13 protein-coding genes are annotated in these 12839 nt (G+C 69.0%); 6 read left to right on the forward strand and 7 right to left on the reverse strand.

All coding sequences use genetic code 11. The features are described from left to right. Positions 1–9: 9 nt before the first annotated feature. The 4 genes from urtA to HFL01S_RS04955 all read right to left on the reverse strand — a co-directional run bounded on the left by urtA (position 10) and on the right by HFL01S_RS04955 (position 3755). Positions 10–1287, reverse strand: a complete 1278-nt coding sequence (gene urtA, locus HFL01S_RS04940; protein WP_066255550.1) for an urea ABC transporter substrate-binding protein — start codon at positions 1285–1287, stop codon at positions 10–12. A gap of 143 nt (positions 1288–1430) precedes the next feature. Then, positions 1431–1889, reverse strand: coding sequence for a DUF3237 domain-containing protein (locus HFL01S_RS04945; protein WP_066255553.1), 459 nt, complete (start codon positions 1887–1889; stop codon positions 1431–1433). Next, positions 1846–2742 carry an alpha/beta fold hydrolase gene (locus tag HFL01S_RS04950; RefSeq protein WP_066255556.1) on the reverse strand — a complete coding sequence of 299 codons (897 nt, stop codon included), beginning with the start codon at positions 2740–2742 and terminating at the stop codon, positions 1846–1848. The genes HFL01S_RS04945 and HFL01S_RS04950 overlap by 44 nt, the downstream gene beginning before the upstream one ends. A 17-nt stretch (positions 2743–2759) precedes the next feature. Then, the gene (locus HFL01S_RS04955) at positions 2760–3755 is read right to left on the reverse strand and encodes a Bug family tripartite tricarboxylate transporter substrate binding protein (protein ID WP_066255558.1); all 996 of its coding nucleotides are present in this window, start codon (positions 3753–3755) and stop codon (positions 2760–2762) included. A gap of 100 nt (positions 3756–3855) precedes the next feature. Between HFL01S_RS04955 and HFL01S_RS04960 the strand changes: the two genes are divergently transcribed. Next, positions 3856–4797 (forward strand): LysR family transcriptional regulator, encoded by a 942-nt coding sequence (locus HFL01S_RS04960; RefSeq protein WP_066255561.1) that lies wholly within the window; start codon positions 3856–3858, stop codon positions 4795–4797. Here HFL01S_RS04960 and HFL01S_RS04965 read toward each other — a convergent pair. The 3 genes from HFL01S_RS04965 to HFL01S_RS04975 are packed head-to-tail and all read right to left on the reverse strand — an operon-like array spanning position 4764 to position 7965. Continuing rightward, positions 4764–5729 (reverse strand): DMT family transporter, encoded by a 966-nt coding sequence (locus HFL01S_RS04965; protein ID WP_245644738.1) that lies wholly within the window; start codon positions 5727–5729, stop codon positions 4764–4766. The genes HFL01S_RS04960 and HFL01S_RS04965 overlap by 34 nt on opposite strands. Further along, the gene (locus HFL01S_RS04970; RefSeq protein WP_066255564.1) at positions 5723–7195 is read right to left on the reverse strand and encodes an aldehyde dehydrogenase (NADP(+)); all 1473 of its coding nucleotides are present in this window, start codon (positions 7193–7195) and stop codon (positions 5723–5725) included. Before HFL01S_RS04970 ends, HFL01S_RS04965 begins: the two co-directional genes overlap by 7 nt. 2 nt (positions 7196–7197) lie before the next feature. After that, positions 7198–7965: a FadR/GntR family transcriptional regulator gene (locus HFL01S_RS04975; RefSeq protein ID WP_066255566.1), complete on the reverse strand. Its 768-nt coding sequence runs from the start codon at positions 7963–7965 to the stop codon at positions 7198–7200. Positions 7966–8109: 144 nt separating this feature from the next. Between HFL01S_RS04975 and HFL01S_RS04980 the strand changes: the two genes are divergently transcribed. From HFL01S_RS04980 to HFL01S_RS05000, 5 genes are all read left to right on the forward strand, one after another. Continuing rightward, positions 8110–8928 (forward strand): NAD-dependent epimerase/dehydratase family protein, encoded by an 819-nt coding sequence (locus HFL01S_RS04980; RefSeq protein WP_066255569.1) that lies wholly within the window; start codon positions 8110–8112, stop codon positions 8926–8928. Positions 8929–8936: 8 nt separating this feature from the next. Further along, the gene (locus HFL01S_RS04985) at positions 8937–9839 is read left to right on the forward strand and encodes an SMP-30/gluconolactonase/LRE family protein (protein WP_066255573.1); all 903 of its coding nucleotides are present in this window, start codon (positions 8937–8939) and stop codon (positions 9837–9839) included. A 62-nt stretch (positions 9840–9901) separates the two neighbouring features. Beyond that, entirely contained in the window at positions 9902–10876 is a 975-nt protein-coding gene (locus tag HFL01S_RS04990) for a TRAP transporter substrate-binding protein (protein ID WP_066255576.1), read from the forward strand. Between the two features lie 133 nt (positions 10877–11009). Beyond that, a complete protein-coding gene (locus HFL01S_RS04995) occupies positions 11010–11552 on the forward strand; it encodes a TRAP transporter small permease (RefSeq protein WP_066255579.1) in 543 nt (180 codons plus the stop codon). After that, positions 11552–12832, forward strand: a complete 1281-nt coding sequence (locus HFL01S_RS05000) for a TRAP transporter large permease (RefSeq protein WP_066255582.1) — start codon at positions 11552–11554, stop codon at positions 12830–12832. The genes HFL01S_RS04995 and HFL01S_RS05000 overlap by 1 nt, the downstream gene beginning before the upstream one ends. Positions 12833–12839 lie beyond the last annotated feature (7 nt).

The raw sequence follows: 12839 nt of genomic DNA on the forward strand, positions 1-12839 counted from the left end.
GACCCCCGCTTACTTCTTCTCGGGAACGTTCTTCTTGCCCTTGTTCTCGGCGATGTAGTCGCTCCACGGATCGGCCACGACCGGACCCGGGGTCTTCCACACCACGTTGAACTGGCCGTCGGCCTTCACTTCGCCGATGAACACCGGCTTGTGCAGGTGGTGGTTTTCCTTGTCCATCGTGCTGGTGAAGCCACCCGGTGCCTTGAAGGTCTGGCCGGCCATGGCGGCGATCACCTTGTCGGTGTCGGTGGACTTGGCCTTCTCGACGGCCTGCGCCCACATGTTGATGCCGATGTAGGTGGCTTCCATCGGGTCGTTGGTCAGCGGCTTGTCCTTGTGGCCGGCGATGTTCTTGGCCTTGGCGTACGCGCTCCACTTCTTGACGAACTCGGCGTTGGCCGGGTTCTTGATGCTCATGAAGTAGTTCCAGGCGGCGAGGTGGCCCACCAGCGGCTTGGTGTCGACACCACGCAGCTCTTCTTCACCCACCGAGAAGGCCACCACGGGCACGTCCTTGGCGGACAGGCCGGCGTTGCCCAGTTCCTTGTAGAACGGCACGTTGGAGTCGCCGTTGATGGTGGAGACCACGGCCGTCTTCTTGCCGGCGGAAGCGAACTTCTTGATGTTGGCAATGATGGTCTGGTAGTCGGAGTGACCGAAGGGGGTGTACTCCTCCATGATGTCCTCGTCCTTCACGCCCTTGGACTTCAGGAAGGCGCGCAGGATCTTGTTGGTGGTGCGGGGGTACACGTAGTCGGTGCCCAGCAGCACCCAGCGCTTGGCGCTGCCGCCGTCCTTGCTCATCAGGTATTCGACGGCGGGGATGGCCTGCTGGTTGGGCGCAGCGCCGGTGTAGAACACGTTCTTGCTCAGCTCTTCGCCTTCGTACTGCACCGGGTAGAACAGCAGGCTGTTCTTTTCTTCAAACACCGGCAGCACCGACTTGCGGCTCACCGAGGTCCAGCAGCCGAACACGGCGGCCACCTTGTCCTGGTCGATCAGCTGCTTGGCCTTCTCGGCGAACAGCGGCCAGTTGGAGGCCGGGTCGACCACCACGGGTTCGAGCTTCTTGCCCAGCACACCGCCCTTGGCGTTGATCTCGTCGATGGCCATCAGGGCCACGTCCTTCAGCACAGTCTCGGAAATCGCCATCGTGCCCGACAGGCTGTGCAGCACACCGACCTTGATGGTGTCGGCGGCGTGGGCGGTGAGGCCGAAGGCGCCCAGGGCGGTGGCGACCGTCAGGGCTTTGAGGGTGAATCGACGCGAGTTCTGACGTTGTTGCATGGCGCTTCTCCAGGGTTCTAAAACATCCGTTGGTGGGTCTGACTTGCGCCACCTCCAAGACCTCGACGGGCTTTTCGGTGGTGTCGGACGGATGCTAGGGATACCCCTGGGAAGCGTCTGTACGCCGGGTGGCGTATGCGGGCTCAGGCCAGTTCGTACACGCGGATGCACACCGCCGCGCGCGCCGGGCGCAGGCTGTGCAGGGTGCCCACGAAGACACGGCGGTTGAGCCAGTCGTGCGGCCCGGTGGGCGCGCTGAGCTGCAGCACGCTGCGCGCGTAGCGCCCGGGGGTGGCGCTCTCGTCGATGAGCACACGGTTGCGCACGGTGATGACGGCGCCGTCGTCAGTCTGCAGTTCGTACAGCGCATCCAGCTCCTTCACGCCGTCGGCGCGCAGCAGCTGGCGGTCGGCGCCGCCGGGCAGCACGTTGCCGCGCAGGCGCGGGCCTTCGAAGCGGCCGCCCAGGATGGGCACGATGAAGCTCTCGCCCAGCGGGCCGTGGCCCAGGCTCTGGCGCTCGCCGATGTCGACCTGCGCCTCCCAGGCGAAGCGGGCCTCAGGCGCGGGCGGTGCTGTGGGGGTGGGCGAACTGGTGGGCATGGCGGTCCAGGAAGTGAAGCACTTCGGCGTTGAAAGCGGCCGGATTGTCGCGCGAGGTGCCATGCCCCGCGCCGTCGATCAGCACCCGCTCGGCCTGCGGCATGGCGGCGCAGACGTTGCGGAAGATCTCGGCGTGGATGGGCGGCGTGCGCTCTCCTGCCATCAGCAGAACCGGCATGGGCAGCGTGGCCAGCCGCTCGGGCGGCAGCCATGGGAACTCGTCGCTGGAGAGCGCCAGCGTTTTCATGGCGCCGATGTTCTGCAGCCGCCGATGCATGGCCTCGGGCGTGAGCGTGGCCATGCCCTGGCCGTTGATGCCACCGGTCATGATGCGTGCGCCGGCCTCGTCGTCGCCGCGGCGGAAAGCCGCGTTGGCCGGCTCGATGACGTCGGCGCGAAACCGCGCCTCGGCCTCGCGGCCGGCCGCGCTGTGCTGCGCGTACTTCATCATGGGCGGCTCGGACAGCGCCAGCGCCGCGCAGCGCTGCGGGTGCTGCAACGCGAGCGCCAGCGCCACGAACGAACCATAGGAGCTGCCGACCAGGATGGCGCGCTCCCAGCCCAGGTGGTCCAGCAGACCCAGCAGGTCCTCGGCCTCCTGCAGCGCCGAGTGGTCCGGCGAGGCCATGGTGTTGCGGTTGGGGTGGTTGTAGCGGCGGCTGTAGCGCGCGCAGCGGAAGCGCGTGCTGAAGGCCGGCCACTGCGGGTCCCAGGAGCGCCAGTCGCCCATCACGCCGTGGATGAACACCAGCGGGTGGCCCTGCCCCGCCACGTCGTGGGCGAGCTCCACGCCGCTGGGCAGGCGCGCCACGCGCAAGGTGGTGGGGGCCTCGGGGCTTGCGATGTCGGTCATGCGGATCGGGTTCCGGTTCAGGTCGGGGTGATGCCCAGCTTCTTCACCAGCTGGGCGGTGCGGGTCTTCTCGGCGCGCAGCATGCCGGCCACCGCCTCGCGGCTGGCGTAGCGCGCGGGCGGGTACATGCCCAGGCCTTCGAGCCTGGTCTTGATGGCGGGCTGGTTGCGCGCCTGGGCCCAGAAGGCGGCCAGCGCCTCGATCACCGGCGCAGGTGTGGCAGCGGGGGCGAACAGCACGATCCAGCCCAGGTATTCGAAGTCCGGCAGCGCCTCGTGCACCGAGGGCAGTTCGGGCAACGCGCCCATGCGCTCATGCGAGGTGACGGCGATGGCCCTGAGCCTGCCGGCCTTGATGTGCGGCATGGCCACGTTGGGCGCGGTGAACATCAGCTGGATCTGGCCGGCCAGCAGGTCGTTGATCGCGGGTCCGTCGCCCTTGTAGGGCACGTGGGTGAGGTCCACGTCGGCGCGCGCCGCGAACGACTCCGCGCACAGCTGGCCGGACGATCCGTTGCCACCCGAGCCGTAGTTGAGCGCGCCGGGCTTGGCCTTGGCGTGGGCGATGAGCTCGGCCAGGTTGTTCGCAGGCACCGAGGGGTGCACCACCAGCACGAAGGCGCCCGCGCCCAGCATGGCGACGGGGGTGAAGTCCTTGTCGGGGTCGTAGTCGAGCTTGGCGAACAAGTGCGGCGCCACCACGATGGCGCCGGGCGCGCCGATCAGCAGGGTGTGGCCGTCGGCCGGTGCCTTGGCGGCCATGCCGGCGGCGATGGTGCCGCTGGCGCCCGCCTTGTTGTCCACCACGAAGGGCTGGCCCAGCGCGGGCGAGGCGGCGTCGCTGAAGGTGCGGCCCATGAAGTCGGCCGGGCCGCCCGGGGCGGCGCCTACCAGCACGCGCACCGGCTTGTTCGGGAAGGCCTGTGCGAACGCGGCGGGCAGGGGCAGCGCGATACCGGCGGCGCTGGCGCCCAGCCACTGCAGGGCCTGGCGGCGGTTGGGGGTGGAAGGCATGCGGTGTCTCCGTTGTGGTTGTGATGAGGGCGGATGCTAGGTCGCCCCGCCATAAGCAACCAATAAAATTTGTGGCCCTTCAATCAGTAATCCGAATCACATGACGCTGCGCTCATCTGTGGTGCTCAACCGCCTGCTGGCCAAGGTGCGGGTGCGCCACCTGCAGGCCCTGACCCGGCTGGCGGAGTTGGGCAATGTGAACCGCGCGGCCCAGGCCATGGGCATGACGCAGCCGGCCGTGACGCTGCTGCTGGCCGACCTGGAGCGGCTGATGGAGGCGCCGCTGTTCGTGCGCCACGCGCGCGGCGTCACGCCCACGCCGCTGGCGCGCGAACTGCTGCCGCTGGTGCGCCAGATGCTGGGCCGGCTGGAGGAAAGCGCCGAGCTGGTGGCCAGCCGGCTCGACCACCAGCAGGGCACGGTGCGCGTGGCCACCACCGCCGCCGGCGCCAACGGCCTGCTGGCGCAGGTGCTGCCGGGCTTCCTGGCGGCGCACCCGCAGGTGCAGGTGCTGGTGAACGAGGTGGACATCCTGGCCGTGTCGGCCTCCATCGACACCGGCTCGGCCGACCTGGTGTTCTGCCGCCAGCCGGCGGTGGTCCCGCAGGGCTGGCGCTTCGCGCCCTGTCAGGACGACCGCTTCGTGGTGGCCTGCGGCCTGCAGCACCCGCTGGCGCGGCGCAAGCGGCTGGCGCTGGCCGATCTGGAACACGCCACCTGGCTGCCCAACGCCATGGGCAGCGCCGCGCGCGACCGCTACGAACAGCTGCTGCAGCAGCAGGGCTGGGCCCCACGCACCTGCCAGATCGTCACCCGCATCTCGCCCCTGACCTGGACGCTGCTGGACACGCAGCCCCTGCTCACGCTGGTGCCGTTCAGCGTGCTGCGGCCCTGGGTGGAGCGCGGCCAGCTGAAGGTGCTGCCGCTGCAACTGGACCTGCCCTTCGAGCCGCTGGGCGTGCTGCGCCCCGTTGAAGGCCTGGGGCCGGCGGGGGAGCGGCTGGTGGCTTATGTGCTGGAAGCAGCGGGCCGGGGCGCCTGAGCCTCTGTCGTCACCAGCCAGATCCCACCGCACACCATCACCAGCGCGGCCAGGTTGCGCCACTCCAGCACGGCCTCGCCCAGGAACAGGGCCGAGAGCAGCGCGCCGAACACCGGGATCAGGAAGTTGAACACCGTCACCTGGCCCACGCGGTTGTGCTTGAGCAGCGCGGCCCAGAGCGCGAACGCGACCGCCGACAGCACGGCCATGTAGCCCAGCAGCGCCAGCGAGCCGGCGCTCCAGCCTCTGATGGCGCCACCACCGGCCAGGCCACCGAGCAGCAGCACCAGCCCGCCGATGCCCAGCTGCCAGCCGGTCATCACCATCGGGTCGATGCGCTGCGACAGGCGCTTGCCGTAGATGCTGGCGGCCGAGAGCACGAAGGCGGCGATGACGATGAAGCCTTCGCCCAGCAGGGTGAACTCCGCGTCCAGCCCCTGCGCGCCGCGCAGGTTGACCACCATCACGCCCGCGAAGCCCACCGCGCAGCCGAGTGCCTTGCGCCGGCTCAGCCGGTCGTTGGCGTAGAGGAAGTGCGCCAGCAGCACGGAAAAGAAGGTGCCGGTGGCGTTGAGGATGGAGCCCTTCACGCCGGTGGTATTCGCCAGCCCGACATAGAAGAACACGTACTGCAGCGAGGTCTGCGCCAGCCCAAGCAGGCCCAGCTGGGCCCACTGCACCGGCGCCAGCGCCCAGACGCGCCGGCCCATCAGCTGCGCCATGGCCAGCAGCAGGGCGCCCGCGAGCAGGAAGCGCCAGCCCGCGAAGGCCAGCTGCGCCGCCGTGTCGCTGCGCGCGATGCCCAGCAGCGCGTACCCGCCCTTGATGGCCGGGTACGCGCTGCCCCAGAGCAGGCAGCACACCGTGGCCAGCAGGACCAGGTTGCGTGGGTGGCTGAAGACGCTGGTGGGGTGGGCGGGGCCGCTCAGCACGGCACGCCGCCGCGCGCCATCAGCCAGGCCGGGGCGTCCTGCAGGCAGACCGGGCGCAGGAAGCGCTCCAGCGCCGCGTCGCCGACCGAGGTGGTCATGGGCGCGGTGCTCGACGGCCAGGGGCCGCCGTGCTGCTGCGCGGCGGTCACGGCCACGCCCGTGGGCACGCCCGCGAACAGCACACGGCCAGCGATCTGCGTGGCGCTGCGCACGATGGCGCGGTTCTCGGCCGTGTCTTCATCGGCACCCCAGACCGTCACGGTCAGGCTGCCGCCGACGGCGGCGAGCACATCGTTCACCTCGGCCAGGCTGGCGCAGCGCACGATCAGGCTGCTGGGACCGAACACCTCGTCGCGCAGTTCGTGGCGCTCGATGAAGCGCTGCGCGCTGACCTGCAGCAGCTGCGGGCCGGGCGCGGGCGCCACGCCCTGGCCCTGCAGCAGCGACAGCGCGCCCGCGTCCATGAAGCCCTTGATTCCGGCGTCGAAGGCCTTGCGCATGCCGGCGGTCAGCATGGGGTGCGGTTGCTGCTTGGCCAGCGCCTGCACCAGCAGCGGAACGAAGGCGTCGGTCTCGGGACCGTCCACCAGCACCAGCAGGCCGGGGTTGGTGCAGAACTGGCCGCAGCCCAGGGTGATGGAGCCGGCCAGCGTGGTCGCCAGCTCGGCGCCCTTGGCCGCCAGGGCAGCGGGCAGCGCGATCAGCGGGTTGATGGAGCCGAGCTCGCCGTAGAACGGGATGGGGCGCGGGCGGGCGTTGGCCTCGGCCTGCAGCGCGGCGCCGCCGCGGGTGGAGCCGGTGAAGGCGCCGGCGGCGATCAGCGGGTGGCGGATCAGGCCGACACCGACCTCGATGCTTGCGCCCTGCACCAGGCCGATCAGGCCGGCGGGCAGGCCCTGTGCGTTCAGCACGCGCTGGATGATGGCGAACACCTGCTGCGACAGGCCCGGGTGGCCCGGGTGGGCCTTGACCACCACCGGGCAGCCGGCGGCCAGCGCCGCGGCGGTGTCACCGCCCAGCACCGAGAAGGCGAAGGGAAAGTTGCTGGCCGCGAACATGGCCACCGGGCCCAGCGGCATGCGCTGGCGCACCATGGCCGGATGGCCGGCGGGCGGGGCACCGGCCACGGCGGGATCGTCCAGCGATTCGAAGGGCACGCCGCGCTGCGCGATGTCGGCGAAGCGGCGCAGCTGGAAGGTGGTGCGGTCGAGCTCGCCGTTCAGGCGCACCGGGCCCAGCGCGGTTTCCAGGTCGGCCCAGGCGACCAGCTTCTCGCGCTCGGCCTCCAGGCCGTCGGCCAGCGCGCGCAGCAGGGCCGCGCGCTGTTCGCCGCTGCTGCGGGCCCAGTCGCCGAAGGCCGCGTGCGCTTCGGTGGCGGCGCGGTGGATGTCCTCGGAACTGGATTCGGTCAGGGGCTTGCCGTGGGCTTCGCCGGTGCGGGCATTGAAGGATTGCAGGGTGCTCATGTTCAGGTTTCGGGTTGTGCGCGGCGCAGGCGCTCGCGGCTGTTGGAGAGGTGGGTGCGCATGGCGGCGCGCGCAGCCTCGGGTTCCTGGCGCCGGATGGCGTCCAGGATGTCTTCGTGTTCGCGGTGCACACGTTCCAGGTAGGCCAGCCGCCCCTCGGGCGCCCGGGCCGCCGTGTTCAGACGGGTGCGCGGAATGATCATGGTGCCGAGGTAGGTCATCAGCTCGGCGAAGTGGCGGTTGCCGGTGGCGCGCGCCACCTCCACATGGAACTGGAAGTCGGAGGGCACGGCATCGGAGTCGGCATGGATGGCGGCATGGAACGAGGCCAGCGCCGCCGCCATGGCCGAGAGGCTCTCGGGCGACCGCCGCTGCGCCGCCAGCGCGGCCGCTTCGCTCTCCAGGCTGATCCGCAGCTCCAGCAGCTCGATCACGTCGGCCGCGGTGGCCACGTCTTCGGGCGCGATGCGGAAGGTCGGCTCCACGGCGCGTGGCTCGTTCACGAAGGTGCCGATGCCGTGGCGCGTCTCGACCAGGCCGGAAGCCTGCAGGCGCGAGATGGCCTCGCGCACCACGGTGCGGCTCACGTCGAAGCGCCCCACCAGCTCCGACTCGCTCGGCAGCTTCTGGCCTGGGACCAGCCGCCCCTCGCGGATGTCGGACTCCAGCGCGGCCACGATCTCGGGCACCAGGCCACGGGGCCGGCGCATGCGCCCGGCGGCTGCGGCTCCAGCGGGGGTCTCCTCACCTAGGGTTTTCACGGGGTCCATGGTTTTTTCCTTGACAGCAGGGGCGGGGATTTTCAAAATGGCGCCCACTTGTCTGACAACACACAACTGACATTCCAGACACGGTTGAACTGTAGCAAAGGCCCGCAGTTCTGTGCAACCGAATCGGAAAAAGCAACCGACATCATGGTAAACCCTAGGAAAACCCACCACCGCATCCTGCTGACCGGCGCCGCCGGCGGCCTGGGCACCGTCCTGCGCAACCGGCTGCTCGCCAACTGCGACGTGCTCCGGTTGTCTGACAAGGCCAACCTGGGCGAAGCCCAAGCCGGCGAAGAGATCGCCCTGGCCGACCTGGCCGATGCGGCGGCGGTGGACGCGGCCGTGGCCGGCTGCGACGCCATCGTGCACCTGGGCGGCATCTCGGTGGAGGCGCCGTTCGAGGCCATCCTTCAGGCCAACATCCTGGGCGTCTACCACCTCTACGAGTCGGCGCGCCGGCACGGCGTCAAGCGCGTGGTGTTCGCCAGTTCCAACCACGTCACCGGTTTCTACAAGCAGAGCGAGACCATCACCGCCGACCACCCGGCCCGGCCCGACAGCTACTACGGCGTCAGCAAGGCCTTCGGCGAGGACTTCTCGCGCTTCTATTTCGACCGCTACGGCATCGAGACCGCCTGCGTGCGCATCGGCTCGTCCTTCCCCGAGCCGAAAGACCGCCGCATGCTGGCCACCTGGCTGAGCTTCGACGACCTGCACCGCCTGATCAGCGCCTGCCTGTCCACCCCGGTGCTGGGCCACAGCATCGTGTTCGGCATGTCGGACAACGCCGTGACCTGGTGGGACAACAGCCGCGCGAAACACATCGGCTACGTGCCGCAGGACAGCTCGGACGTGTTCCGCGACGCGGTGTTCGCGCGCACCTCTGCCCCGGACCTGAACGACCCGGTGGCCATCTACCAGGGCGGCGGCTTCGTGGTCGCCGACCCGAACAAGAAGGCCTGAGTGCCGCCATGAGCGACCAAGCCGAACTGCTGCTGGACGCCCGCAACGGCGTGGGCGAGAGCCCCGTCTGGGACGCTGCGCGCCAGTGCCTGTGGTGGGTGGACATCCCGGGCAAGGTGCTGTGGTGCTGGAGCGTTTCCAGTGGCCGCGCGCTGCAGTGGCCCACGCCCGAGCAGACCGGCTGTATCGCGCTGGCCGCCGGCAGCGAGGCCCTGGCCCATGGCCAGTGGATTGCAGCCATGGAAACCGGCGTTGCGCGCCTGACGCCGCAGACCGACGGCACGGTGGACTGCGAATGGATCACCCGCATCGACCAGCCCGAGGCCGGCATGCGCTTCAACGATGGCCACTGCGACCGCCAGGGCCGCCTGCGCGCCGGCACCATGGTGATGGACATGTCGCTCGCGCGCGCCGCGGGCCGGCTGTACGGGCTGGACGGTGGCGCGCTGCGCCCGCTGCTGGACGGCTTCATCACCCCCAACGGCATGGCCTTCAGCCCCGACAGCCGCACGATGTACCTCTCGGACTCGCACCCGAACGTGCAGACCGTCTGGGCCTTCGAGTACGACACCGACACCGGCACGCCGCACGACCGCCGCGTGCTCATCGACTTCAAGCCCCTGCCCGGCCGCCCTGACGGCGCCGCGGTGGACGCGGACGGCTGCTACTGGATCTGCGGCAACGACGCCGGCCTGGTGCACCGCTTCACACCCGACGGCCGGCTCGACCGTTCGCTGCCCGTGCCGGTGAAGAAGCCGGCCATGTGCGCCTTCGGCGGCGCCGGTCTCGACACCCTGTTCGTCACGTCCATCCGGCCCGGGGGAGATCTCAGCGATCAGCCGCTGGCCGGGGGCGTCTTTGCACTGCGTCCGGGCGTGAGGGGCCTGGACGAGCCGCGCTGCGTCCTCTGAACCCAGCGACGCGCGGGCACGGTTTTTTTCACCTCAACCCAACCACCACAACGGAGACTTTGATGAAACTGCAACGCCGACTGATCGCCAGCATGGTGCTGGCCGCCCTGCTGCCACTGACTGCACAGGCCCAGACCGTGCTGAAGTCGCACGACACCCACCCCGCCGGCTACCCCACAGTGGTCGCCGTCGAGAACATGGGCAAGAAGCTCGAAGCCGCCACGCAAGGCCGCATCAAGGTGCAGATGTTCCCTGGCGCCGTGCTGGGCCAGGAAAAGGAAGCCGTGGAGCAGGTGCAGCTGGGCGCCATCCAGATGGCCCGCATCTCGCTGGGCGTGATCGGCCCGGTGGTGCCCGAAGTGGACGTGTTCAACATGCCCTTCGTGTTCCGCGACATCAAGCACATGCGCGCCGTGATCGACGGCCCGGTGGGCGACGAGCTGCTGGCCAAGGTCACCGCCAGCCCGGCGCGCCTGGTCGGTCTGGGCTGGATGGACGGCGGCGCCCGCAGCCTCTACACCAAGAAGCCGGTGCGCACCCCCGCCGACCTCAAGGGCCAGAAGGTCCGCATGATGGGCAACCCGCTGTTCGTGGACACCATGAACGCCATGGGCGGCAACGGCATCGCCATGGCCTACGGCGAGGTGTTCACCTCGCTGCAGACCGGCGTGATCGACGGCGCTGAAAACAACCCGCCGAGCTACTTCACCGCCAACCACTACAACACCCCGGCCAAGTACTACAGCCAGACCAACCACCTGATCATTCCCGAGATCCTGGTGATGTCCAAGGTGGCCTGGGACAAGCTGACGCCGGCCGACCAGGCCCTGGTGAAGAAGATGGCGCGCGAAGCCCAGCTGGAACAGCGCCAGCTGTGGGACAAGAGCGTCGAGGAGTATTCGGCCAAGCTCAAGGCCGCGGGCGTCGAGTTCATCAACATCGACAACAAGCCCTTCTACGACGCCACCGAGCCGGTGCGCCAGAAGTACGGCGCCAAGCACGCCGACCTGATGAAGCGCATCTCGGAAGTCAAGTAACCCCCCTGCGCCGCTTCGCGGCTTCCCCCCAGGGGGACCACACCTGCGGCCCGGCGAAGCCGGTTCCGCGGTGTGCGCTGGAGGCGCTCGTCCTGTCTTTTCTCTCTGCCCCCTTTCTCTCTCCGAGGCTCTCATGGGTCATCACCCTTCCGGCGGACATCCCGTCTCGCGCTTCCTGGACCTGGTCTACCTGGCCTGCATCTGGGTCGCGGGGGCGTGCATCTTTTTCATGTCGCTCTTCATTCCCTGGGGCATCTTCTCGCGCTACGTGCTGGGCACCGGCTCGCAGTGGCCCGAACCCATCTCCATCCTGCTGATGGTGGTGTTCACCTTTCTGGGCGCGGCCTGCAGCTACCGCGCGGGCGGCCACATCGCCGTTGAGATGCTGACGCAGCGCCTGCCGTCGTCGGTGCAGCGCCCGCTGCGCGGCGTGGTGCACGTGCTGATGCTGGCCGTGTCGCTGTTCATGTTCTGGTACGGCATCCAGCTGTGCATCGGCACCTGGGGCCAGTCGATTCCCGAACTGCCCTGGATGCCCGTGGGCTTCACCTACCTGCCCGTGCCCATCGGCGGCGCAGTGACCGCGCTGTTCGTGCTCGAACACATCTTCTTCGGTGACCAGCGCCACCGCGCCGTCGTCACCTACGACCACGAACCCGCCCAAGGAGCCGCGTGATGGAAGCCTGGGTCCTGCTCGGCAGTTTTTTCCTGCTCATCCTCATCGGCACCCCCGTGGCCTACGCCATGGGCATGGCCGCACTGGTCGGCGCCTGGTGGATCGACATCCCGCTGGACGCGGTGATGATCGCCATCGCCAACGGCGTCAACAAGTTCTCGCTGCTCGCCATTCCGTTCTTCGTGCTGGCCGGCGCCATCATGGCCGAGGGCGGCATGGCGCGGCGTCTGGTGGCCTTTGCCAACGTGCTGGTCGGCTTCATCCGCGGCGGCCTGTCGCTGGTGAACATCCTGGCCTCCACCTTCTTCGGCGCCATCTCCGGCTCGTCCATGGCCGACACCGCCTCGGTCGGCACCGTGCTGATCCCCGAGATGGAGAAGAAGGGCTACCCGCGCGACTTCGCCACCGCCGTCACGGTCTCGGGCTCGGTGCAGGCCATCCTGATCCCGCCCAGCCACAACGCGGTCATCTACTCGCTGGCCGCGGGCGGCACGGTGTCGATTGCGGCGCTGTTCATCGCCGGCGTGCTGCCGGGCCTGCTGCTGGGGCTGACGCTGGCCATCCTGTGCCTTTTCATGGCGCGCAAGCGCAACTACCCCAAGGGCGAAGTCATCCCGATGAAGCAGGCGCTGAAGATCTGCGCCGACGCGCTGTGGGGCCTGATGACCATGGTCATCATCCTCGGCGGCATCCTCAGCGGCGTGTTCACGCCCACCGAGTCGGCCTCCATCGCGGTGCTGTGGGCGTTCTTCGTCACGATGTTTGTCTACCGCGACTACAAGTGGGCCGAGACGCCCAAGCTGGTGCACCGGACGGTGAAGACGCTGTCGATCGTGATGATCCTGATCGCCTTCGCCGCGAGCTTCGGCTACATCATGACCCTGATGCAGATCCCGCTGCAGATCACCACCGCGCTGACCACGCTGTCGGACAACCGCTACGTGATCCTGGCGCTGATCAACCTGCTGCTGCTGGTGCTGGGCACGCTGATGGACATGGCGCCGCTGATCCTGATCCTCACGCCCATCCTGCTGCCCGTCATCAAGAGCATCGGCGTGGACCCGGTGCACTTCGGGATGATCATGATGGTGAACCTGGGCATCGGCCTGATCACCCCGCCGGTCGGTGGTGTGCTGTTCGTCGGTGCGGCCGTGGCCAAGCTGCCGATGGAACAGGTGGTCAAGGCCCTGCTGCCCTTCTTCGGTGCCCTGCTGCTGGTGCTGATCGCGGTGACCTACATCCCCGCGCTGTCGCTGTGGCTGCCTGGCCTGCTGCTGTGAGGACCGC

The sequence above is a fragment of the Hydrogenophaga flava NBRC 102514 genome (assembly GCF_001571145.1).
Lineage (GTDB): Bacteria > Pseudomonadota > Gammaproteobacteria > Burkholderiales > Burkholderiaceae_C > Hydrogenophaga > Hydrogenophaga flava.